Here is a 23062-nt window from a genome sequence, read left to right on the forward strand (position 1 = left end):
CGCGCGGGGCGGACTTCGGCCAGGCGGACGGAGGCACAGCGCGCACGGACGGGGCGGAATCTGCCGACGCTCCGGGGCCCGGCTTGTCGCTCACGAAGAGCACGGACGCGGCTCCCCCGGCGGCCGACGGACCTAAGGCCGGCGTGGCGGCCGACGCCGCGTCAGCCGAGGACGCCGCCGTTGCGGAGCCGCACGAGCCGCGGGACCTGTGGGCGCCGCCGAACCCGGCGGACCGGGCACCCGGGCCCGCACCGGACGGGGCCCAGCCGCTGGGGTCCGGCTTCGGCGCGCCCGGGGCGCCGCCCGCCCCGAACGGCGTCGGGGGTCCTTACGGGGCGGCCACGTCCCCCACGTCCCCGGGCTTCGGCGGGGCCGTACCGCCTCCGCCGATCGGCCCCGAAGGCCCGGGCCCCGCCCCGGTCGGCCTCCCGTCGCAGGGTCCGCTGCCGCAGCAGGGCCCAGGATTCGCGCCGTACGGGTCGCACCACGCGGGCCCCGTGCCACCTCCGTACGGGGCTGCGGGCCCGCGCCCCGCAGCCCCGTACGGACCGGGCTACGGCGCGGCCCACGCGTACCCCTCGCCGTACGCCCACCACGCCTGGGGCTGGCCGCCGGGCCCCCGGAACGGCATGGGTGACGCGGCGCTGGCGCTCGGCATCATCGGCCTCGTCCTCTTCTTCGCCTTCCCCCTGGCGATGGTGCTCGGTGTGCTCGCCCTGGTCTTCGGAGGCATCGGCCATGCCCGGGCGCGCCGCGGTGAGGCCAGCAACCGGGGCCAGGCCCTGGCCGGGATGATCTGTGGTGGTGTGGCCCTGGTGCTGGCGACGCTGGTACTGGTCCTGGTCGTCACCATGGACGGCGAGGAGACGGAGGGGCGTCAGGAGGAGAGCGGGTACTCGGCGACATCGGCGCGCTGAGACAGCCGGTTGCGGCTGGCCTCGTCGCGTGTAGGGCCCCCGCCTGTCCCTCGGCGGGGCGCTTGTGCGCAGCGCCGTCCACCACGACGAGCGCACTGCGGGGTGGAGCACTCCGCGCGCCCCGCGACGCCGCTCCTCGCGCCCCGTCGCCCCGTCGCGGCCGATCACAAAACCGCAGGTCGCCCGCGACGTACGGGGCGCACACGGGGCGGGCGCCGCAACCTACGGCGCGCCCACCGCCCGGCACCATTACGCCACCCCGACGCCGCCACCCGCCTCCTCACCGCAGCCGATCCCGCGCCGCCATCAACGCGAACCCCAGCAGGTTCAACCCACGCCACCGCCCCGGGTCACCGATCCGCTCGTCGCTCCTCGCCAGGCCGACGCCCCAGATCCGGTCCACCGGGCTGGCCTCGACCAGGACCCGCTCGCCGGTCCCGACGAGGAAGTCCCGGAGTGCGGGATCGGAGCCGAACTTGTGCGTGCTGCCCTCCACCACCAAGGCGAAGCGCGCCTCGTTCCACACCCGTTCGTCGAAGTCGTGCACCAGGCGCCCCGCGACCTTGACCTCCGCCGGGGTGGAGGCACCGAGCGCGCGGCGTTCCGCCTCCGCGTCGCCGAAGAGGCGGGCCTTGCCGGCCATCATCCAGTGCTCGGCGGTCGCGTAGCGGATTCCGGACACCGTGAACGGCGACGGCCACCACTGACTGAGGCAACTCGCCCCGAGCTGCCCGTCGCGTCGGGGCGCATGGCCCCAGAAAGGCAGGTACTTCACCGTTCCGCCCGCGCCGGTGTACCGGATCAGGTCATCGCGTGAGGTGATGGTGTCCATGCACGGGAGCGTCGCACGCACACCCGGCACGGCGTCCGGGATTTTTTCCGCCGAGCCTCGACACATGGTCGGTCGACATGGCGGGGGCGCTACAGATTCCGTTGCTTAACCAAATGGCAACAACGGAATCACTTGTTGAGGTGTGAGCTTTCTGTCAGGATCGGCAGCCACACCGAGCCGGAGCTACGCCGTGACCCGGGGGCCGGGGCGCGCGGCGGAGGAGAGCGACATGCACGAGAACCGCTTCCAGGTGAACGACCGTCTCGCGGCCGGCGCCCAGTTCATCGCCGGAGTACTGCGACGCGGAACGTCAGGAACCAGCCACACGGTCGTCGACCCGGCCACCGGCCGCCCGGTCCACACCTACGAACTCGCCGGCACCGAGGACGTGGACGCCGCCGTCGCGGCGGCCCGCGGTGCCTTCCCCGCATGGTCGCGCGCGACGCCCGGCGAACGTTCCGACGCACTGCACGCCTTCGCGGCCGTGCTGGGCGAGCGCGCCGAGGAGTTCGCCCAGGCGGAGTCCCTCCAGTGCGGCAAGCCCCTGAAGCTCAGCCGGGAGTTCGACGTCCCGGGCACCGTCGACAACGCGGCGTTCTTCGCCGGCGCCGCGCGCCACCTGCGAGGATCCTCCGCGGGGGAGTACAGCGGTGACCACACCTCGTACGTACGCCGCGAGCCCGTCGGCGTCGTCGGCTCCATCGCCCCGTGGAACTACCCGCTGCAGATGGCCGCCTGGAAGATCCTCCCGGCTGTCGCCGCGGGCAACACCATCGTCCTCAAGCCCTCCGAACTCACCCCCTTCACCTCCCTCCTCTTCGCCGAGGCCGCTACGGCCGCCGGGCTCCCCGACGGGGTCGTCAACATCGTGAGCGGCGCGGGCCTCGGTGCGGGCGAGCACCTGGTGGGCCACGACGACGTCGCGATGACCTCGTTCACCGGTTCCACCGCCGTCGGCCGACGCGTGGCCGAAATCGCCACCGCGGGCGTCAAGCGGCTCCACCTCGAACTGGGCGGCAAGGCCCCGTTCGTCGTCTTCGACGACGCGGACCTCGACGCCGCGGTCCAGGGCGCCGTCGCCGGCGCGCTCATCAACACCGGCCAGGACTGCACCGCCGCGACCCGCGCCTACGTGCAGCGACCGCTGTACGACGCGTTCGTCGCCGCCGTCGCCGACCTGATGGCCACGGTCCGCGTCGGCGACCCGTTCGACGCCGCCACCGACATCGGCCCGCTCATCAGCCACGCGCACCGCGACCGCGTCGCCGGATTCGTCGACCGGGCCCGCTCCTACGCCCGCGTCGTCACCGGCGGCGAAGCCCCCGGCGGGGACCTCGCCGCAGGCGCCTACTACCGACCGACGCTCATCGCCGACGCCCCGCAGGACAGCGAGGTCGTCCAGGCCGAGATCTTCGGCCCCGTCCTCGTCGTGCTGCCCTTCGACAGCGACGACGAGGGACTGCGCCTCGCCAACGACACCCCGTACGGACTCGCCGCCTCCGCCTGGACCCGCGACGTCTTCCGCGCCGGGCGGGCCACGCGGGAGATCCAGGCCGGATGCGTGTGGGTCAACGACCACATCCCGATCCTCAGCGAGATGCCGCACGGCGGATACAAGGCCTCCGGATTCGGCAAGGACATGTCGGCCTACTCCTTCGAGGAGTACACCCAGATCAAGCACGTCATGTACGACAACACCGCCGTCGCGCGGAAGGACTGGCACCGCACCGTCTTCGGCAGCCGCTGACCGGTCCGAGCCGCCCCGTACGGGGCGGACGCCGCGCACCGCCGCCGCCCCGCACACCCGCCACGCACCGCCGTATCTCCCCCGTATCCGCACCGCCGCGGTCACCGGAGCCGGTCCCCGCCGCTCCCGGTGACCGCCCCTTTCGAAAGGGACCCCGCGCATGGAGCAGTACGAGCCCGACCGCCTCACCCCGGCCCAGTTGGCAGCGATGCGGCGCGGCTTGCGCGCCGGTGTGCCCCGGACCCGTAGCCCCCTCAGCCGGCGCTCCCTGCTGCGGGCCGCGGGCGGCGGGGCGCTGGCCGTCGGCGGGCTGGGCACGCTCGGCGCCTGCGGCATCCCCCCGGCGGCCGGGAACGCCCAGGCGGGTTCGTCCGAGGACCACTCGGCGAAGGAGAAGCGGCTGAACTTCTCCAACTGGACCGAGTACATGGACCTCTCGGAGGACAAGAAGAGCCGTCCCACCCTCGACGGCTTCCAGCGGCGCACCGGCATCAAGGTCAAGTACACCGAGGACATCAACGACAACGTCGAGTTCTTCGGCAAGATCAAGCCGCAGCTCGCGGCCGGGCAGGACACCGGACGCGACCTGATCTGCGTCACCGACTGGCTCGCCGCCCGCCTCATCCGCTTCGGCTGGGTCCAGAAGCTCGACCCCGCCAACCTCCCGCACGCGTACACCAACCTGTCGCCCCAGTTCCGGAACCCGGACTGGGACCCGGGGCGCGCGTACAGCTACCCCTGGCAGGGCATTTCCACCGTCATCGCCTACAACGCCAAGGCCACCAAGGGCAAGGAGGTCACCTCCGTCCAGCAGCTCCTGGAGGACCCGGCGCTCAAGGGGAGGGTCGGTCTCCTCTCGGAGATGCGCGACACCGTCGGGATGACCCTGCTCGACTCCGGCAAGGACCCCGGTGACTTCTCCGACGACGACTTCGACGCCGCTGTCGCCCGGCTCCAGAAGGGCGTCGACAGCGGCCAGATACGCCGCTTCACCGGTAACGACTACACCTCCGACCTCGAATCGGGCGACCTCGCCGCCTGCCTCGCCTGGGCCGGTGACGTCGTCCAGCTCGCCGCCGGAACCCCGGACGTCCGCTTCCACATCCCCGACAGCGGCTACGTCACCTCCAGCGACAGCCTGCTGGTGCCCAACAAGGCGCGGCACAAGACCAACGCCGAGAAGCTCATCGACTACTACTACGAGCCCCGCGTCGCCGCCGAACTCGCCGCGTGGATCAACTTCGTCTGTCCTGTCGACGGAGTGAAGGCCGAGCTGGCCAAGATCGACAAGGAAGCGGCCGAGAACCCGCTGATCGTCCCGGACAAGGCCATGGCCGCGAAGTCGCGCTCCTTCCGTTCGCTGACCTCCAAGGAGGAGCAGCGGTACGAGGCGGCCTTCGCCAAGCTCACCACCTGAGCCTTGCCGCCGCACGTCGCGCGCGCCGTTTCCGCAGGTCGCGCGCCCCGTACGGGGCGCACGACGCCGCCCCGTACGCGAGCGTCCCGCCGCACGCTACGCCGCGCCCCGCGCCGCCCCGTCGTACTCCGCCCCGCCCCCGCGCCGCGCCCCGTACGGCGCGGACGACGCCCTCTCCTTCGCCCCTCCAGCCCCCGGGACCACTCCATGACCACCGACCGCGGCGGCGACGTCCGCCTCTCCGGGATCAGCAAGACCTACGGTTCGTTCACCGCCGTCCACCCGCTCGACCTGACCGTGCCCGCCGGGTCGTTCTTCGCCCTGCTCGGCGCATCGGGCTGCGGCAAGACCACCACGCTCCGCATGATCGCCGGCCTGGAGGAACCGACCACCGGCACCGTCCTGCTCGGGGACCGCGACGTCACCGGGCTCGCCCCCTACAAGCGCCCCGTCAACACGGTCTTCCAGAGCTACGCCCTCTTCCCGCACCTCGACGTCTTCGAGAACGTCGCCTTCGGCCTGCGCCGACGCGGCGTCAAGTCGGTGAGCGGGCAGGTCGGCGAGATGCTCGACCTGGTCGAGCTCGGCGACTTCGCCCGCCGCAAGCCCCACCAGCTCTCCGGCGGCCAGCAGCAGCGCGTCGCGGTCGCCCGCGCCCTCATCAACCACCCTCAGGTGCTCCTCCTCGACGAGCCCCTCGGCGCGCTCGACCTCAAACTCCGGCGGCAGATGCAGCTCGAACTCAAGCGCATCCAGACCGAGGTCGGCATCACCTTCGTCCATGTCACCCACGACCAGGAGGAGGCCATGACCATGGCCGACCAGGTCGCGGTCATGAACGGCGGCCGCGTCGAACAGCTCGGCGCCCCAACCGACCTCTACGAGACCCCGCGGACCACCTTCGTCGCCAACTTCCTCGGCACCTCCAACCTCGTCGCCGCCCGCTTCGACGGCCGCAGCGGCGACGACCTCCTCCTGCGCGCCTGCGACGCGCCGCTCACCCTGCCCGCCGCGCGCAACGGCGCCGCAGCCACCACCGGCCCCGTCCTGCTCGGCATACGCCCCGAGAAAGTCTTCCTCGTCCCCGCGGCCGACGCCGCGGGCATCCCCGACGGCCGCAACCGCCTCACCGGCACCATCACCGCCACCAGCTTCATCGGTGTCTCGACCCAGTACGTGGTCGACAGCCCCGTCTGCGCGGGCTTCGAGGTCTACGTGCAGAACGTTGAACGCGACACCCGCCTCGTCCCCGGCGCCGACGTGGTCCTGCACTGGAACCCGGCGCACTCCTTCGGCCTCGACGCCGCCCAGGACATCGACGCGGGCAGCGCCTCGGTGGAGGAGGACGCCGCCGCATGACCACCACGCTGACCAAACCGCCCGGCGCCGCGCCCGCCTCCCCGCCACCGCCTCGCCCACGCAAGCGGCGCGGACGCTTCACCCCGTACTGGCTGCTGCTCCCCGGCATCCTCTGGCTGTTCGTCTTCTTCGCACTGCCGATGGTCTACCAGGCGTCGACCTCGGTGCAGACCGGTTCCCTGGAGGACGGCTTCCAGGTGACCTGGCACTTCGCCACGTACTGGGAGGCGCTGGCCGAATACTGGCCCCAGTTCCTGCGCTCCGTGCTGTACGCGGGCGCGGCCACGGTGCTCTGCCTGGTGCTGGGGTACCCGCTCGCGTACCTCATCGCGTTCCGCGCCGGGCGCTGGCGCGGGGTGGTGCTGATCCTGGTGATCGCGCCGTTCTTCACCAGCTTCCTCATCCGCACCCTCGCCTGGAAGACGATCCTCTCCGACGGCGGCCCCGTCGTGTCGGTGCTGAACAGCCTGGACGTCCTCGACGTCACAAGCTGGCTGGGCCTGACCCAGGGCGATCGGCTGCTCGCCACGCCGCTCGCAGTCGTCTGCGGCCTCACGTACAACTTCCTGCCGTTCACGATCCTGCCGCTGTACACCTCGCTGGAGCGCATCGACGGACGGCTGCACGAGGCGGCGGGGGACCTGTACGCGGGGCCCTTCACGACGTTCCGGAAGGTGACGTTCCCGCTGTCGATGCCCGGGGTGGTCTCCGGGACGCTGCTGACGTTCATCCCGGCCAGTGGCGACTACGTCAACGCCGACCTGCTCGGATCCACCGACACGCGCATGATCGGCAACGTCATCCAGACACAGTTCCTGCGCATCCTCGACTACCCGACGGCCGCCGCGCTCTCCTTCATCCTCATGGCCGCGATCCTCTTCGTCGTCACCTTCTACATCCGCAAGTCCGGTACGGAGGAACTGGTCTGATGAGCTGGCTGCGCCGCAACCTCGTCGTCATCGCGGGCCTCATCACGCTCGCCTTTCTGATCCTGCCCAACCTCGTCGTGCTCGTCTTCTCGTTCAACAAGCCCAAGGGACGGTTCAACTACGCGTGGCAGGAGTTCTCCCTCGACGCGTGGCGCGACCCGTGCGGCGTCGCCGACCTGTGCGGATCGCTCTCGCTCAGCCTGCAGATCGCCGGCTGGGCGACGCTGGGCGCCACGGTGCTGGGCGTCATGGTGGCGTTCGCACTGGTCCGCTACCGGTTCCGGGCGCGCGGCACGGTCAGCGCGCTGATCTTCCTGCCGATGGCGATGCCGGAGGTCGTCATGGCCGCCTCGCTGCTCACCCTCTTCCTCAACATGGGCGTGCAGCTCGGCTTCTGGACGATCCTCATCGCCCACATCATGTTCTGCCTCAGCTTCGTCGTCACCGCCGTCAAGGCCCGCGTCATGTCGATGGACCCGCGCCTGGAACAGGCCGCCCAGGACCTCTACGCCGGACCGGTGCAGACCTTCCTGCGCGTCACGCTGCCCATCGCCGCCCCCGGCATCGCGGCCGGCGCCCTGCTGGCCTTCGCCCTGTCGTTCGACGACTTCATCATCACCAACTTCAACGCCGGTTCCACGGTCACCTTCCCCATGTACGTGTGGGGCTCGGCGCAGCGTGGAACGCCTGTCCAGATCAACGTGATCGGCACCGCCATGTTCGCGGTCGCCATCGTCCTCGTCCTCGCTGGGATGCTCATCGGCAACCGGCGCAAGAAGCAGGCCCGGTGACCGGCGCGGAGCGCCCCGTACGGTGCGGCGCACGTCGCGCGGTAAGGGGCGCTCCGCGGCGTCACCTCGTACCGCGCATACATCGCAAGGGAGTTGACATCATGGCCGCACGCGCCATGACCAGCAGGTCCGCCGCTCTGTCGGACGCTTCGCCCGTCCCCTACTGGCTCGACGATCCGGGGCGCCCCGCCCCCGAGCCCGGCCTCACCGGTGACGCGGGCTGCGACCTCCTGGTCGTGGGCGGCGGCTACAGCGGGCTGTGGACGGCACTCCTCGCCAAGGAACGCGACCCCGGCCGCGACGTGCTCCTCCTGGAGGGCCGCGAGATCGGCTGGGCGGCGTCAGGCCGCAACGGCGGGTTCTGCGCCGCCTCCCTCACCCACGGCGTCGCCAACGGCCTCTCCCGCTGGCCCGGCGAGATGCGGCTCCTCGAAGAGCTCGGCGCCCGCAACCTCGACGCCATCGAGTCCGCCGTCCACCAGTACGGCATCGACTGCGATTTCGAACGCACCGGGGAGATCTCGGTCGCCACCCAGCCGCATCACGTGGCGGAGCTGCGCGAGCTGTACGAGGAGATGGACGACGCGGGCCTCGCCGCGGGCTCCGAACTGCTCGACGCGGACGCGCTGCGCGCCGAGGTCGACTCGCCGACCTTCCTCGGCGGGCTCTGGGACCGCGACGGCGTGGCCCTCGTCGACCCGGCGAAGCTCGCCTGGGGCCTCAAGGCCGCCTGCATGTCACTCGGCGTACGGATTCACGAGAACACGCCCGCCACGTCGCTCTCGCGCGGCGGCGCCGGGATGACGGTGCGCACGCTGCGGGGCGGCACCGTGCGGTGCGCCCAGGTCGCCCTCGGCACCAACGTCTTCCCCTCCCTCGTCCGCCGCACCCGCCCCCTCACCGTGCCGGTCTACGACTACGCGCTGATGACCGAGCCGCTCAGCGCCGAACAGCTCGCCGCCATCGGCTGGCACAACCGCCAGGGCCTCGGCGACAGCGCCAACCAGTTCCACTACTTCCGGCTCTCCTCGGACAACCGCATCCTCTGGGGCGGCTACGACGCGATCTACCCGTACGGCGGGAAGGTCAGCGCCGTCCTCGACCAGCGGCCGGAGACCTTCGACCGCCTGGCCGACCACTTCTTCCGGTGCTTCCCGCAGTTGGAAGGCGTCCGCTTCACCCACGCCTGGGGCGGCGCCATCGACACCTGCTCACGCTTCTCCGCCTTCTTCGGCACGGCGCACGGCGGGCGCGTCGCGTACGCGGCGGGGTACACGGGGCTCGGTGTCGGGGCGACCCGCTTCGGGGCCGACGTGATGCTGGACCTGCTGAGCGGCGAGGAGACCGAACGGACCACCCTGGATATGGTCCGCACCAAGCCGCTTCCGTTCCCGCCCGAGCCCTTCGCCTGGACCGGAGTGGCGCTGACCAAGTGGTCGCTGGCTCGCGCCGACGAGCGGGGCGGGCACCGCAATCTCTGGCTGCGGGCCATGGACCGGATGGGGATGGGGTTCGACAGCTGAAACGAAGGCGGCCGCGACGCCGACCGCGGGGCGTGACGATCGCGCGGTGTGCGTAGGCGGCGGCGTCGCGACGTAGGCCTTACTTACCTGCCTGGTCCGTAGGGGGCTGCGTTGCGGCGTAGCCCTTACCGCCCCTGCTCGGCGTCGCCCCGTGTCGCGGTGCCCGCCCCGTGTCGCGGTGCCCGCTCCGTGTCGCGGTGCCCGCTCCGTGCATCCACGTAGCGCTCCTCCCCCCAGTTCATGTGAGCCGCCTCACTGAGAATGGCGCCCCGAATACGCGTAATGCGCGGGGCGCGAACAGCTCTCCACTGATGACGGAACGTCCAACAGTGAGAGAGGGAGAGCCATGACGGCATTCCAGACCAAGGCGGCTGTCGACTGGCTGCTGTCGGCCGCGCCGGACGCGGCCGCTTGCCGCCGGCAGTGGGAACGGGGCCCGCACGGCATGGTCCTGCTGCCCGCGGGCGCGCTCTGGGACGTGCTGATCCTTCCCGGGGGACTGGGCCACCCCACCCTCGACGTCCTCAGCCGCTGCGCCGGAAGGTCAGGTCCCGTACTCGCCGGGTCCGGAGGGGAACGGCTCGGGTTCTTCGTGCCGCCGGGGACCGCGTCCCGGTGGCTGGGCACGGGCGTCCGGGCTGTGGGGCGTGGTACGTGGATCGTCGTACCGCATCCGGGGCGGGCCGCCGGGGTGGTGCGCTGGCTGGTACGGCCGGACGGTTCCGGCACGCTCAACGATCCAGGGCTCCTGGAGCTCGCCATGCACGAAGCCGTGGTGGGGGAGGGGCGGCGCGGCGGGGAGTGAGAGGTCATCAGTGCGTCGGAAGGGTCTGGGCGGTGCGATTTCGGGGCGTGGGCGTCCGGGACGCCTGGCCTCCCGTGGGGTCCGATGCTTCGCTCCGCGTCGCTCGCCCTGGGTGCTGTGCGGCTGTCAGAGGTCTTGGCAACCGTATTGGTCTGGACCAAATTGGCGCCAAGTTGTCGTACCGTCACGCGCCGCTCCCTCCTCACCCCACATCCGGAGAATGCCGTGAACCGTCGAACCGTCTCGTCCCGGTCACCCCGTCCCTCGCGGCGTGGCCGCGTCCGTGGCGCGGCAGCCGCTGTCGTCGCGGCCGCCGCGATCGGCGGCCAGAACGGGCAGGTGCGGCTCACCACGCAGCAGGCCCGGGACACCTTCGTCGAGTCCGTCAGCTCCATCATCGACACCTACGGCCTCGACGGCCTGGACATCGACTTCGAGGGCCACTCCCTCTCCCTGGACGACGGCGACACCGACTTCAGAAACCCGACCACCCCGGTGATCGTCCACCTCATCTCCGCTCTGCGGACTTTGAAGGACCGTTACGGCGACGACTTCACGCTCACCATGGCTCCGGAGGCCTTCTTCGTCCAACTGGGGCACCGGTACTACGGTTCCGGGCCCTGGGGCGGCCAAGACCCCCCGAGCCGGCGCCTACCTGCCCGTCATCCACGCTCTCCGCGACGACATCACCCTGCTGCACGTCCAGGACTAAGAACTCCTAACGGAATGATCTTCGAGGTGGTTGGATCGCTCCGGGAGTGTTGATCTGGAGGTGTGCGGTGGCGCGTCCGAAGCCGTGGGACGTCGACGATGAGCTGTGGGCGCTGATCGAGCCGCTGTTGCCCAGGGTCGAACGCCGGGTCCGGCATCCGGGGCGCAAGCGGCATCCGGACCGGTTGGTGTTCCAGGGCATCCTGTTCGTGCTGCACACCGGCATCGCCTGGGAGCACCTGCCGCAGGAACTCGGCTTCGGGTCGGGCATGACCTGCTGGCGCCGGCTGGCGGAGTGGACCGAGGCCGGAGTGTGGCCCCGGCTGCACGAGGTCCTCCTGGCCGAACTGCGGAGCGCGAACGCCCTGGACTTTTCCCGAGCGGCGGTCGACGGCTCCCACATCCGCGCGTTAAAAGGGGGTCCAAGACAGGACGAAGTCCCGTCGACCGGGGCAGGGCGGGCAGCAAACACCACCTGATCACCGACGCCACCGGCATACCGCTCGCCGCCACCTTGACCGGCGGTAACCGCAACGACGTCACCCAGCTCATCCCGCTGCTGCAGGCCGTGCCGCCGGTGCGGGGCAAGCGCGGCCGGCCCCGGCGCCGCCCGGAGGTGGTGCTGGGTGACCGCGGCTACGACCACGACAAGTACCGCCGCCTGGTCTGGGACCTCGGCGTGAAGCCGGTGATCGCTCGGCGCGGCACCGAGCACGGCTCCGGTCTGGGCACCCAGCGCTGGGTCGTAGAGCGCGCCTTCGCCCACCTGCACTGGTTCCGCCGCCTGCGCATCCGCTGGGAGATCCGCGACGACATCCACGAAGCCTTCCTCACGCTCGGATGCGCACTCATCTGCTGGCGACGCCTGAAGTCATTCCGTTAGGAGTTCTAAAACTCGGGCCCGATCATGGGACTGGACGGCCAGCACCACACGATGGGCTGGGCGGACTTCCACGTCGCCATGACGGACATGCTGCTCACCGGGTTCCCCGAGGCGGGCGACGCGGACAAGATGTTCCCCGCGCTCCGGCCGGAGCAGGTGGCGATCGGCATGCCCGCCTCGTCCCAGGCGGGCAACGGGCACGTGGCGCCCGCCGAGGTGGAGAAGGCCCTCGACTGCCTCACCGAGGGCTCGCGATGCGACACGTACACGCCGCACGGCACGTGGCCCGCGCTGCGTGGCCTGATGGCCTGGTCCATCAACTGGGACCGTTACAACGGGGACGAGTTCTCGGCCACCTTCGACCGGTACTTCCGCTGAGGCCGGACTGCTTCGCAGGGGCGCCGCGGGGTTCTGCGGGCTTGGCTCCAGTCGCCCCGTAGGGCGCCGCGCGGGGCGCCCTACGGGGCGGGCGACCTGCGGTTTCTCGTGCGCTGCGGGGCGTGACGGGGCGCGCCCCGCAGCGGGCGGCGAAGGGCCCGGCCCCGCCGGTCCACGCCGCCCCGCGCTCCGCAGAACAGCGTCACGCCACGTTCGCGCCCCGCCGCCGGAGCAGTATCCGAGCCGAGGCGGCAGCGCCCCACAGCAGGAACACCCCGAGCGCCCAGCTGGCCGCGACGTCCAGCGGCCAGTGGTACCCCTGGCGGACCAAGCCGTAGCCGACGGCGCCGTTGAACACCGCGCAAGCGGCGACGAGAGACCACCACAGGCGCACCGAGGCCACGGCACCCCGCAGCAGCAGGACGCACGCCCCGAACGCGACGCAGGCCGTGGCCGCGTGCCCCGAGGGGAAGAAGCCGGTTCCGCCCATGGCGGGCGGCCCCGGACGGTCCGTCAGCACCTTGGCCAGGCTCACCAGCGGCGGTACGAGGGCCATCGCGAGCCCGGTCGCCACGGGCAACGCCCACCGGTACGGAGCGGCGCCGCCTCGTCTCGCCCACAGCCGGAGCAGCACGATCAGCGCTCCCAGCAGTACCGGCCCCACGAGCATGCCCCCGGCGTCGGCGAAGAACTCGGCCAGGCCCTCGGGGAACGAGCCGCCCCGGATGCTCCGTCCCAGCCGTTCGTCGGCGGACAGCAGCGGGCCGCGAGTGACCACCTGCCACGTGCAGAGCGCGAAGAACACCACGCAGACGGCGGGAGTCGCCCAGGCCGTGAACCGGAAGCGCGGTGGGGGAGGGAGAGGAGGAGTCGGCCGGCCCGGAACAGGGGGGGAGGTTCCGGGCCGGCCGACCAGACCGGTGGGCCGCGCGCCCCGGGGGGTGTGGGGCGGGCGGCGGTCCGATCCATGAGGAGTTCCGGAGCGCGAGACCCCGGTGTGCGCGAAGGCACGGTCAGGACGGTGCTGAACGCGCCCCGTCCCGGAGCCGCCCACAGAGCCCTGCGGGCGGGGTGTTTCTCTCATCTGTGCTCAACCTACGGCAGCTGCCCGGCAGCCGACAGAGGCAATCCCCGGCCGACATCGCCCTCGCACACCTTCTTCACAGGCTCCGCGTGCGGGGCCGGCCGCGGGCCGTGACGCGGCGCCTCGTTCCGCCCCGTCGGCGCCCCGTCGCCATGCCGGGCGCGCGGCGCGCGGGGCGTACGGGGCGGGGACAGGGCGGGAGTGGTGGGGCGTTCGCCGCGGCCATCAACGTGCTGGTGCGGAGCAGGTGCCCCGCACTGCCCCCGCGTCGCGATCAGAGGGCGGCGAACGCCGCCTCCAGGACGTCCAGGCCGTCCGTGAGGAGGTCCTCGCCGATCACCAGCGGGGGGAGGAACCGCACGACGTTGCCATAGGTGCCGGTGGTCAGGACGAGGACGCCCTCCGCGTGGCAGGCCTTCGCGATCTTCGCGGTGACCTCCGGGTTCGGCTCCTTCGTGCCGGACTTGACCAGCTCGATGGCGATCATGGCGCCGCGGCCCCGGACGTCGCCGATGATGTCGAACTTCTCCTGCATGGCCGTCAGCCGCGGCTTCATGATCGCCTCGATGCGCTGCGCCTTGGCGTTGAGGTCCAGCTCGCGCATGGTCTCGATGGCGCCGAGCGCACCGGCGCAGGCCACCGGGTTGCCGCCGTAGGTGCCGCCCAGGCCGCCTGAGTGCGCGGCGTCCATGATCTCCGCGCGCCCCGTCACGGCGGAGAGCGGCAGGCCGCCGGCGATGCCCTTGGCGGTGGTGATGAGGTCGGGGACGATGCCCTCGTCCTCGCAGGCGAACCACTGGCCGGTGCGGCAGAAGCCGGACTGGATCTCGTCGGCGACGAAGACGATGCCGTTGTCGGACGCGTACTGCCGGATGGCCGGCAGGAAGCCCTTGGCCGGCTCGATGAACCCGCCCTCGCCGAGCACCGGCTCGATGATGATCGCCGCGACGTTCTCCGCGCCGACCTGCTTGTCGATCTGCTCGATGGCCTGCGCGGAGGCCTCGGCCCCAGCGTTCTCGGCGCCGGTCGGCCACCGGTAGCCGTAGGCGACCGGTACTCGGTACACATCCGGGGCGAACGGTCCGAAGCCCTGCTTGTACGGCATGTTCTTCGAGGTCAGCGCCATGGTGAGGTTGGTGCGGCCGTGGTAGCCGTGGTCGAAGACGACGACCGCGGTGCGCTTGGTGTAGGCGCGGGCGATCTTCACCGCGTTCTCCACCGCCTCGGCGCCGGAGTTGAACAGCGCCGACTTCTTGGCGTGGTCGCCGGGGATCAGCTCGGCGAGCTGCTCGGCCACCTCCACGTAACCCTCGTAGGGGGTCACCATGAAACACGTGTGGGTGAAGTCGGCGAGCTGCGCCGACGCGCGGCGGACCACGGCCTCGGCCGAGGCGCCCACCGTGGTCACGGCGATGCCGGAACCGAAGTCGATGAACCGGTTGCCGTCGACGTCCTCGACGATGCCGCCGTCGGCGCGGGCTGCGAAGACGGGCATCACCGACCCCACGCCCGCGGCGACGGAGGCGGTACGCCGCGCCTGAAGCTCCTGCGACTTCGGACCGGGGATGGCAGTGACGACGCGGCGCTCCTGCGGGAGGGTGCTCATAAGGGCTCCTGGAGGGTCGGACGCTTCCGAAGTCAGCGCGGGGTCTGGATTCCGAAGCTTTCGATGGCTTTGTTCGCAGGCTAGGGCTGCGCACCGGGCGGGGGCATGCTCCGATCAGGAGAAGTGCAGGCGTGTCGTTGTCCGCCCAGGACAGTGGCGCGGGGCGTCCGGTGGACGAGGACGCCCCGACACCTCTCGGGGCAGTCGGCGCGCGCCCCGCTCCCTACCGTCCTCGACGCGGGCCCCGCCCCCCGCCACGTCGCGCGCCCCGCACCGCCCGGTCCCGCCCCGTCCCGCCCCGCGAAGGCCCCGTACGCAGCCCCGCCCCGCCCACGTTTCCGCAGGTCGCCCGCGCAGTACGGGGCCACGGGGCGTCGGGGCAGTAGATTGGCGACCGGGACTGACGGACCGGCAGGCCAGGGGGCAGGACGGATGGACAACGACGGCAGGTACGAGACGCGCGACGCTCAGGGGCCGCCTCCGCCGCGCCCCCCGGGGCCCCCTCCCTCCGTACCGCCTCCGGCCACCTCGCCGACCCCGCCCGTCCCGCCCGCTCCGCGCGACGGAGGCGCGTCCGCGGACCCCCGCGACCGACCCGGCCCGCCGCCCCGTCCGGCCACCGCCCCCGACCTGGTACCGCCCCGTCCCGCGGGCGCCCCGCCCGGCGCCTCGCCGCCCGACGGAGCCTCCTTCGTCGCCTGGCTGCGGACCGAGCGGCCCGCCGCGGGCCCGGGGATCTGGCGGTACGGGCACACCCCCCGCCCCGACGAGGAGCCGGAGCCCACCCCGGGACGCCAACTGGTCAGCGGGGCGCTCATCGCCTTCCTCGTCGGCTGGCTGGTCTGGTCGCTGTTGTGGAACGGCTACCTCGGAACCTGGTGGCTCCTCCCGCTGGTGCTGATCACGCCCGATTCCTGGCGCTTCGACCAGGGCTTCCTCACCGTCGTCGTGTACTACGCCTACTACGGCCTCATCGTCTTCGGCATCCTCACCGTCGTCGCCCGCCTGGGCCGCTGGGGCGAGGTGTGGCGCCGGTACGGCCTCCCCGCCTGGCGCCGTGCCGTACCGGCCGCCCCGTCGACGCCGCCGGCCCCCGAGGAGGATCCCGCGCAGTGGCCCCAGCTCCGCGCAGGCGGGGCCCCCGACGCGGCGGACCGCCTCGCCGCGGAGACCGGGTCCGGCGGTATGCGCGACGTGGACCACGCCCGCATCACCCGCGCGTGGCAGGCGGTCCGGGCAGGCCGCCGCTCCCGTGAGGAGTTCACCCGCGCCGTCCTGGCCGAAGGGGCGGGGGCCTGCCCCCACCCGTCCGGAGCCCGGGACCTCCCCGGCCGCTCCGCCGAGCACGACCTCGTCACCGGCCAGGTCCGCGTCGGAGAGGTCGGCGACACGCCACGCAACCCGTACGCCTTCCGCGGCGCCGGACTGGCCCTCGGCCCCGAACTGCTCGGCACGTCCTTGCTGGCCGTGGGCCCCGTGGGGGCGGGCAAGTCGGTGCGCCTCGTGCGGCCCGTCGTGGAGAACCTCTGCCTGCTGGCGCTGGCCGGCCGCGCCGCTGTCGTTGTCGTCTCCGCGGCGGGCTCGCCCGGCGCGGGCTCGGCCGAGCAGTACGACGTCGTGGTCCGGCCCGGTCATCCGGACTCCGCCTACGACCTCGACCTCTACGGAGGCGCGTCCGACCCCGACGAAGCCGCCGCCGTCCTCGCCGAAGCCCTCGTGGGCGACCTCGCCGACCCGCACACGGGCGGCGACACCCGGCGCTCGACCACCGTGCTCGCCCAGCTGATCGGCCCCTTCGCCACCGTCCACGGCCGTTTCCCGTCCGTCCCGGAACTGCGGGAACTTCTCGACGGAGCCCCCGCCACCCTGACCGCCCTCCGCAAGGACCTGGAGGATCTCGGCGACACCACCATGGTCCGCGAGCTGGACGCCCGGGCGCGCCAGGCCGGCAGCCCACACGACCCCGGCCCGGTCCTCGCCGACCGCATCGCGCTGCTGGACCGCCCCGCCTTCGCGACGTTCTTCGACACCAGCGGCCGGACCCGGCCGTTCTCGCTGCGCGCCGTGGACCACCCGGTGCGGGTCCGCATCGACCTGCCCGAGCGGGGCCACGCCGACGCGTCGCGCATCCTGGCGCGCCTCGTCCTCGCCCAGTTCACGGAGAGCGTGGCGGCGCGCGAGGACCGTTCACTCTTCGCTTGCCTGGTCCTGGACGACGCCACCGGCGCCGTGACGCCGCAGACGGTACGCAGCCTGCAGCGCCTGCGCTCGGCCAACGCCGGCGCGGTACTGACGCTACGCACCCTGGAGGAGGTGCCCCGTACGCTGCGCGGCCCGTTGCTGGGCGCCGTCGGCTGCCGCGTCGCCCTCTCCGGGCTCACGCCCTGGGACGGGCAGGACTTCGCCGAGGTCTGGGGCAAGGAGTGGACGGAGGCCCGCGACGTCACCGACCGCCAGATCGTCGCCGACGAACCCCTGACCAAGGCCGCCCACTTCATTCGGCGCGCCATCACCGGCAAGGCACCCACCGCGCAGTCCGTGACGGTGCGCCAAGTCGAGCGCGAACGCTGGTCCGCCTCCGAACTGGCGCACGCCGTGCCCCCCGGCCACGCTGTCCTGTCCCTGACGAACGTACGAGGGGAGTACGCGCCGCCACTCCTCGTCGACCTGCGGAAGTGAGCCGGCGGGGCGCCGCGTCGCGCCCCGCACGCCCCGTACGCCGCGAGGCGGACCGCGCCTTGCGGGGCGCTTCTGCTGGGAGCCGAAGGGGGCGACGCGGCGGGGCCCGCTTCTACGGTGAGGCAGAATCGAAGGCGGCGCTTCATACGCCGCGTCCAAGATCTCCCCGGTCCCTCGTCGGCCCAGCCGTCACCAGAAGGACATATGCCTCCCACGCTCGCCTCCCTCGTCCATCACTCCGCCCTCAAGCTGACGGTGCGCGCGGGCGAGGCGCGCCTCGCCACCCCGGTGCGCTGGGCGCACGCGAGCGAGCTGGCCGACCCGGTGCCGTACATGGAGGGCGGGGAGCTGCTGCTCATCACGGCGCTCAAGCTGGACGCCGAGGACGCCGAGGCGATGCGCCGGTACGTGAAGCGGCTCGGCCAGGCCGGGGTCGCCGGGCTCGGCTTCGCCGTCGGCGTCCACTACGACACGATCCCCGACGCCCTGGTGAACGCCGCGGCCGACGAGGGCCTGCCGCTCCTGGAGGTGCCGCGGCGCACCCCCTTCCTCGCGATCAGCAAGGCTGTCTCCGCGGCGATCTCCGCCGAGCAGTACCAGGCCGTCACGGCGGGGTTCGCCGCCCAGCGCGACCTCACCAAGCAGGCCCTCAGTGACGGACCCGCCGGACTCCTCGCGGCCCTCGCGGGGCAGGTCGACGGCTGGGCCGCGCTCTACGACGCCACCGGCGCCGTCGCCGCCTCCGCCCCCGACTGGGCGGCCCGCCGAGCCGCGCGGCTCACCCCCGAGGTGGAGCGCCTGCACGCGCGGACGCCGCCCGCGAGTCTCGTCGTCGGGGGCGAAGCGGACCGGGTCGAGCTGCACACGCTGGGGACCTCCCGGCGCCCGCGCGCCGCGCTCGCCGTCGGCACCGGGGCGCCGCTGGGCACGGCGGAGCGGTACGCGGTGCACTCCGCCATCGCCCTGCTGACCCTCACCACCGAGCGCTCCCGCTCGCTCCACGACGCCGAGCAGCGCGTCGGCGCGGCCGTGCTCCGCATGCTCCTCGCGGGCGAGCCGGAACACGCCAGGACCGCGGCGGGCGGCCTCTACGGGGACCTCCTCGACGCCCCGTACCGGCTGATCATCGCCGAGGCGGTCTCCGCCAGCGCCGCCCGCGCCCACGCCGACGGCCGCACCACGCCGCACGGAGCGCTCCCGCCCCGCGGCGGCCCCGCCGCCCCGTCCGGCGCGGCGCGCACCGCCGACGTGCCCCGCCCCGTGGCGGGGGAGCGCGCCGTCTCGGCGCCGGTGCGTACGGGCGAGCCCCCGGTCGGCTCCCTCGCCGCCCTGGCCGAACACGTCGAGGCCGCGGCGGCGCGCGCGGGCGAGGCGCTCCTCGTCGTCCCGGACGGCGAGCGGCTCGTCCTGCTGACCGCGGACGGCGGCGCCGCGGCGCGGGCCAGCGTGGCATACGCCGAGGCCCTGGACCAGGCCCGCACCACCGGGCAGGCGCCGGCGGGAGGCGCCGACGAACCGGTCATGGGCCTCTCCGCTCCGGCCGGGCCGATCGCGGCCGCCACCGCCTACCGGCAGGCCGAGCAGGCGCTCTCCGTGGCCCGCCGCCGTGGCCGGGCCCTGGTGGAGCACGAGGACGTGGCCACCGGCTCGGTGGTCCAGCTGCTCGCCGACGACGCCGTCCGCGCCTTCGCCGACGGTCTCCTCCGCGCCCTGCACGAGCACGACGCGACGGGGCGCGGTGACCTCGTCGCCTCGCTGCGCGCGTGGCTCTCCCGCCACGGCCAGTGGGACGCGGCCGCGGCCGAGCTCGGCGTGCACCGGCACACGTTGCGGTACCGCATGCGCCGGGTGGAGGAGATCCTCGGCCGATCGCTGGACGACCCGGACGTCCGTATGGAGCTGTGGCTCGCCCTGAAGGCCACCAGCGGCACGGAGTAGCGGGGCGCTCCCCGCTCCGTTCCCACGGCACCCCCGGGGCGCGGCGACATCCCGCGCGGAGGGCCCCGTACCGCCCCGTGCCTGCGCGCCCCGCCTCGCCCCGCCACGCCCCGCCACGCCGCGCCCGCCACGCCGCGCCCGCCACGCCGCGCCCGCCACGGCGCGCCGTGGCCTCGCCCCGACGAGCCCCGCACTGCCATTCCGGAGTGGCACCGCCCGCGACTCATCCGCGCCGGACAAACGACGCTGCGCACCGGGGCCCCTACGGTGGGCTCAGACACCGTTTTGCCACCGTTCCGGGTGTGCGGCGCCACGCCGGGCCGCGCGCCGTACCGCACCGGTCGTCCACCGGAACGGGCCTGAACCACCCACCGACTGCGGAAGGGCCGGAAATCTGATGACTTCCCCTCACGCCTTCTGGCTCGCCGGCCGCCAGGCCGCCGGCGACACCACCTTCGACGTGACCAACCCCTGGGACGGCCGGCTCGTCGGCACGGTCGCCGTGCCGACCGAGGAGCAGGTGGAAGAGGCCGTCGCCGCCGCCCACGCGGTCCGCGAGGAGTTCGCCGCGACGCCGGCGCACGTACGCGCCGCCGCGCTGGACCACGTCGCCCGCCGCCTCGTCGAGCGCACCGAGGAGATCGCGCAGCTCATCTCCGCCGAGAACGGCAAGCCCATCAAGTGGGCGCGGGGCGAGGTCGGCCGTGCCATCTCCGTCTTCCGCTTCGCCACCGAGGAGGCCCGGCGGTTCAACGGCGGCGACGCGCAGCGCCTCGACACGGACGCGGGCGGCACGGGGCGGCTGGCGCTGACCCGGCGCTTCCCCCGCGGTGCCGTGCTGGGCATCGCGCCGTTCAACTTCCCGCTCAACCTGAGCGCGCACAAGGTGGCCCCCGCCATCGCGGTGGGCGCGCCGATCATCCTCAAGCCCGCCCCGGCCACGCCCCTCTCCTCGCTGGTCCTCGGCGAGCTGCTGGCCGAGACCGACCTGCCCGTCGGCTCCTGGTCGGTCCTGACCGTGCCCAACGACCGGATGCCCGCCCTCGTCCAGGACGAGCGGCTGCCGGTGATCTCGTTCACCGGTTCCGGGCCCGTCGGCTTCTCCATCCTGGAGTCGGTGCCCCGCAAGCACTGCACCCTCGAACTGGGCGGCAACGGCGCGGCGGTCGTCCTCGGCGACTACGCCTCCGACGAGGACCTCGACTGGGCGGCCTCCCGCATCGCCACCTTCGCCAACTACCAGGGTGGCCAGTCCTGCATCTCCGTGCAGCGCGTCATCGCCGACGCGTCGCTGTACGAGCGCCTCGTCCCGAAGATCGTCGCCGCGGTGGAGGCTCAGGTCACCGGCGACCCGTCCGACCCGTCCACCGACGTCGGCCCCCTGGTCAGCGAGGCCGCCGCGCAGCGCCTCGAGGCCTGGGTCGACGAGGCGGTCAAGGACGGCGCCACGCTGCTCACCGGCGGTACGCGCGACGGCGCCACGTACGCCCCGACGGTCCTGGCCGACCTGCCCGAGGACACCACCCTCTCCTGTGAGGAGGCGTTCGGCCCCGTGCTCTCGGTGCAGCGCGCCGACGGCGAGGAAGCTGCCTTCGCCGCCGTCAACGACTCCAAGTACGGCCTCCAGGCGGGCGTCTTCACCCACGACCTCCAGGCCGCCTTCCGGGCCCACCGGACGCTCGAGGTGGGCGGCGTCATCATCGGCGACGTGCCGTCCTACCGCGCGGACCAGATGCCGTACGGCGGGGTGAAGGAGTCCGGCGTCGGCCGGGAAGGCGTGGCCTACGCCATGGACGACTACACCTACGAGCGCGTCATGGTGCTCACCGGACTCGATCTCTGAGCAGCCCGACCGCCCCGTGCGGGGCCGGACGCCACGGTGCGCCCGGCCCCGCACGGCGTTCGGTGGAGCCGTCCCGTCGCTCGTCCCGGCCGCTACGTCGGTCGCCTACGCCGCCCTGCCCCGCCGCGGACCGCCCCCGTAGGCTGCCGCACACCATGACGCAGAAACCGCCCCCGGCCCACCGCGCCGCGCCCCGGCGCCCCGGCGCGAGCGCGCCCCGCGCCGCACGCGGCGAGGCCGCGGCGCAGACCGGCGCGCCCGCGGCGCGGCGCCCCGGCCGTACTGACGCGCCCGGTGTCCGCAGGCTCAACCTGAGCCGCGTCGCGCGCGCCGTGCACGACGAGGCGGAGATCACCCGCGCCGCGGTGGCCGAGCGGCTCGGGCTGACCCGGGCGGCTGTCTCCTCCCTCGTGGAGCAGTTGATGGCGGCGGGGTTCGTCGCCGAGTCGGGCAAGACGTTCAGCGGGCAGGCGGGGCGCCCGGGCACCGCCCTGACCATGGCCCGGACCGGCCACGCCGGACTGGGCGTCAGTATCGACGTCGACGCGCTCACCGTCTGCCTCGTCGACCTCGGCGGCGCGGAGCGCCTGCGCCTCACCGAACCGGGGCGGCACGCCGGGGCCGGCCCGCGCGCCGTACTGCGGGACGCCGCCCTGCTCACGGGGCGGGCCCTGCGCGTGGCCGCGCGGGAAGGACTGGCGCCCGCCGGGGTCGACCTCGCCCTCCCCGGCCTCGTCGCCGAAGGCGTCGTCCGACAGGCGCCGAACCTCGGCTGGAACGCCGTGCCCGCGGAGGACCTGTTCGCCGAGGCCCTGCGCGCCGACGGGGCGGCCCTCCCGGTCAGTTCCGACAACGAGGCCAACTCCGCCGCACTCGCCCAGCTCTGGTCGGGGGCCCCGGGCGGCGCCCGCACCTTCGTCTACCTCAGCGGTGACATCGGCGTCGGCGGCGCCGTCGTCCTCGACGGTGACCTGCTGCGGGGCGCACACGGCTTCGCCGGGGAGATCGGCCACCTGGTCGTCGACCCGAACGGCCCCGACTGCCGCTGCGGCTCACGCGGCTGCCTGGAGCAGTACGCCGGCCAGGACGCTTTGCTGCGCGCGGGCGGGCTGACCGCGCGGGAGGGCGTCGCCGAGCTGGCCCGCCGCGCGGGCGGCACCGAGCCTCCCGGGGCGCCGGAGACCCTGCGGGCCCGGCAGGCGATCGAGCAGGCCGGAACCATGCTCGGGATCGCCCTCTCCGGCGCGGTGAACCTCCTCGACCCGGAGACCGTGATCCTGGGTGGCCTCTACCGGGAGCTCGCACACCAGCTCGCCCCGGCGGCCGAACGGGAGCTGGAGCGCCGCGTCGTCTCCGGCCTCTGGGGCGCGGGCAGCGGCCGGCTCCGAGCCGCCTCATCCGCCGGGGACGCCGCGCGCGGCGCGGCGGGCCAGGTCCTTCGCCGCATCCTCGCGGACCCGCTGGCCTACGCCGGCGCGCCCTCCGCCCCGTAGCAGAAACCACAGGTGGCGCGCCCCGTACGGGGCGGACGCCGCGCGCCCCGTCGGGCCCTGCCACGGGGCGGACGAGGCCCGCCCCGCAGCGCCCCGTACGGCGCGGAAGCGCCCCGCCCCACGCCCG

Annotated in this window: 16 protein-coding genes and 2 pseudogenes; 15 read left to right on the forward strand and 3 right to left on the reverse strand. The window is 73.4% G+C overall.

All coding sequences use genetic code 11. The annotated features are described in order from the left end of the window. Positions 1-629 precede the first annotated feature (629 nt). Positions 630-917 carry a DUF4190 domain-containing protein gene (locus ACFWMZ_RS13135; RefSeq protein WP_383201420.1) on the forward strand — a complete coding sequence of 96 codons (288 nt, stop codon included), beginning with the start codon at positions 630-632 and terminating at the stop codon, positions 915-917. Positions 918-1197: 280 nt separating this feature from the next. Here the strand turns inward: ACFWMZ_RS13135 and ACFWMZ_RS13140 are convergent, their stop codons facing one another. Further along, a complete protein-coding gene (locus ACFWMZ_RS13140) occupies positions 1198-1749 on the reverse strand; it encodes an NADAR family protein (protein WP_383180773.1) in 552 nt (183 codons plus the stop codon). Positions 1750-1978: 229 nt separating this feature from the next. Here ACFWMZ_RS13140 and ACFWMZ_RS13145 point away from each other — a divergent pair, with 229 nt between their 5' ends. The 10 genes and pseudogenes from ACFWMZ_RS13145 to ACFWMZ_RS13190 form a co-directional block, all read left to right on the forward strand. Then, a complete protein-coding gene (locus ACFWMZ_RS13145; protein WP_383180770.1) occupies positions 1979-3496 on the forward strand; it encodes a gamma-aminobutyraldehyde dehydrogenase in 1518 nt (505 codons plus the stop codon). Positions 3497-3656: 160 nt separating this feature from the next. Continuing rightward, complete coding sequence (locus ACFWMZ_RS13150; RefSeq protein ID WP_383180767.1) at positions 3657-4913, forward strand: spermidine/putrescine ABC transporter substrate-binding protein; 1257 nt, start codon at positions 3657-3659, stop codon at positions 4911-4913. Positions 4914-5120: 207 nt separating this feature from the next. Then, a complete protein-coding gene (locus ACFWMZ_RS13155) occupies positions 5121-6272 on the forward strand; it encodes an ABC transporter ATP-binding protein (RefSeq protein ID WP_383201423.1) in 1152 nt (383 codons plus the stop codon). Next, positions 6269-7201 carry an ABC transporter permease gene (locus tag ACFWMZ_RS13160; RefSeq protein ID WP_383201426.1) on the forward strand — a complete coding sequence of 311 codons (933 nt, stop codon included), beginning with the start codon at positions 6269-6271 and terminating at the stop codon, positions 7199-7201. The genes ACFWMZ_RS13155 and ACFWMZ_RS13160 overlap by 4 nt, the downstream gene beginning before the upstream one ends. Then, on the forward strand, positions 7201-7992 hold the full coding sequence (locus tag ACFWMZ_RS13165; RefSeq protein WP_383201429.1) for an ABC transporter permease: 792 nt from the start codon (positions 7201-7203) through the stop codon (positions 7990-7992). Before ACFWMZ_RS13160 ends, ACFWMZ_RS13165 begins: the two co-directional genes overlap by 1 nt. A gap of 101 nt (positions 7993-8093) precedes the next feature. Then, the gene (locus ACFWMZ_RS13170; protein WP_383201432.1) at positions 8094-9515 is read left to right on the forward strand and encodes an NAD(P)/FAD-dependent oxidoreductase; all 1422 of its coding nucleotides are present in this window, start codon (positions 8094-8096) and stop codon (positions 9513-9515) included. A 346-nt stretch (positions 9516-9861) separates the two neighbouring features. Next, positions 9862-10320, forward strand: coding sequence for a hypothetical protein (locus ACFWMZ_RS13175; RefSeq protein ID WP_383201435.1), 459 nt, complete (start codon positions 9862-9864; stop codon positions 10318-10320). Between the two features lie 315 nt (positions 10321-10635). Further along, positions 10636-11029, forward strand: a pseudogene (locus ACFWMZ_RS13180) (glycosyl hydrolase family 18 protein); the annotation flags it as partial. Positions 11030-11099: 70 nt separating this feature from the next. Then, positions 11100-11914 (forward strand): IS5 family transposase gene (locus ACFWMZ_RS13185; protein ID WP_383201437.1). Its coding sequence is split into 2 segments (ribosomal slippage): positions 11100-11454 and positions 11454-11914, totalling 816 coding nucleotides; the frame shifts between segments, so codons are not numbered across the junction. A 9-nt stretch (positions 11915-11923) separates the two neighbouring features. Beyond that, a pseudogene (locus tag ACFWMZ_RS13190) lies at positions 11924-12292 on the forward strand (chitinase); the annotation flags it as partial. 202 nt (positions 12293-12494) lie between these two features. Here ACFWMZ_RS13190 and ACFWMZ_RS13195 read toward each other — a convergent pair. Both ACFWMZ_RS13195 and gabT read right to left on the reverse strand, forming a co-directional pair. Beyond that, positions 12495-13100, reverse strand: coding sequence for a phosphatase PAP2 family protein (locus ACFWMZ_RS13195; RefSeq protein WP_383180749.1), 606 nt, complete (start codon positions 13098-13100; stop codon positions 12495-12497). Positions 13101-13650: 550 nt separating this feature from the next. Next, a complete protein-coding gene (gabT, locus tag ACFWMZ_RS13200; protein ID WP_383201440.1) occupies positions 13651-14982 on the reverse strand; it encodes a 4-aminobutyrate--2-oxoglutarate transaminase in 1332 nt (443 codons plus the stop codon). A gap of 432 nt (positions 14983-15414) precedes the next feature. On the opposite strand from gabT, the gene ACFWMZ_RS13205 reads away from it, so the two are divergent. From ACFWMZ_RS13205 to ACFWMZ_RS13220, 4 genes are all read left to right on the forward strand, one after another. Continuing rightward, positions 15415-17661 (forward strand): ATP-binding protein, encoded by a 2247-nt coding sequence (locus ACFWMZ_RS13205; protein WP_383182281.1) that lies wholly within the window; start codon positions 15415-15417, stop codon positions 17659-17661. Positions 17662-17865: 204 nt separating this feature from the next. After that, complete coding sequence (locus ACFWMZ_RS13210; RefSeq protein ID WP_383182279.1) at positions 17866-19599, forward strand: PucR family transcriptional regulator; 1734 nt, start codon at positions 17866-17868, stop codon at positions 19597-19599. A gap of 397 nt (positions 19600-19996) precedes the next feature. Continuing rightward, positions 19997-21442: an aldehyde dehydrogenase family protein gene (locus ACFWMZ_RS13215; RefSeq protein WP_383182277.1), complete on the forward strand. Its 1446-nt coding sequence runs from the start codon at positions 19997-19999 to the stop codon at positions 21440-21442. A 155-nt stretch (positions 21443-21597) separates the two neighbouring features. Next, the gene (locus tag ACFWMZ_RS13220) at positions 21598-22935 is read left to right on the forward strand and encodes an ROK family protein (protein ID WP_383201444.1); all 1338 of its coding nucleotides are present in this window, start codon (positions 21598-21600) and stop codon (positions 22933-22935) included. The last annotated feature ends 127 nt before the right edge of the window (positions 22936-23062 follow it).

Source organism: Streptomyces sp. NPDC058373, from assembly GCF_042723275.1.
Lineage (GTDB): Bacteria > Actinomycetota > Actinomycetes > Streptomycetales > Streptomycetaceae > Streptomyces.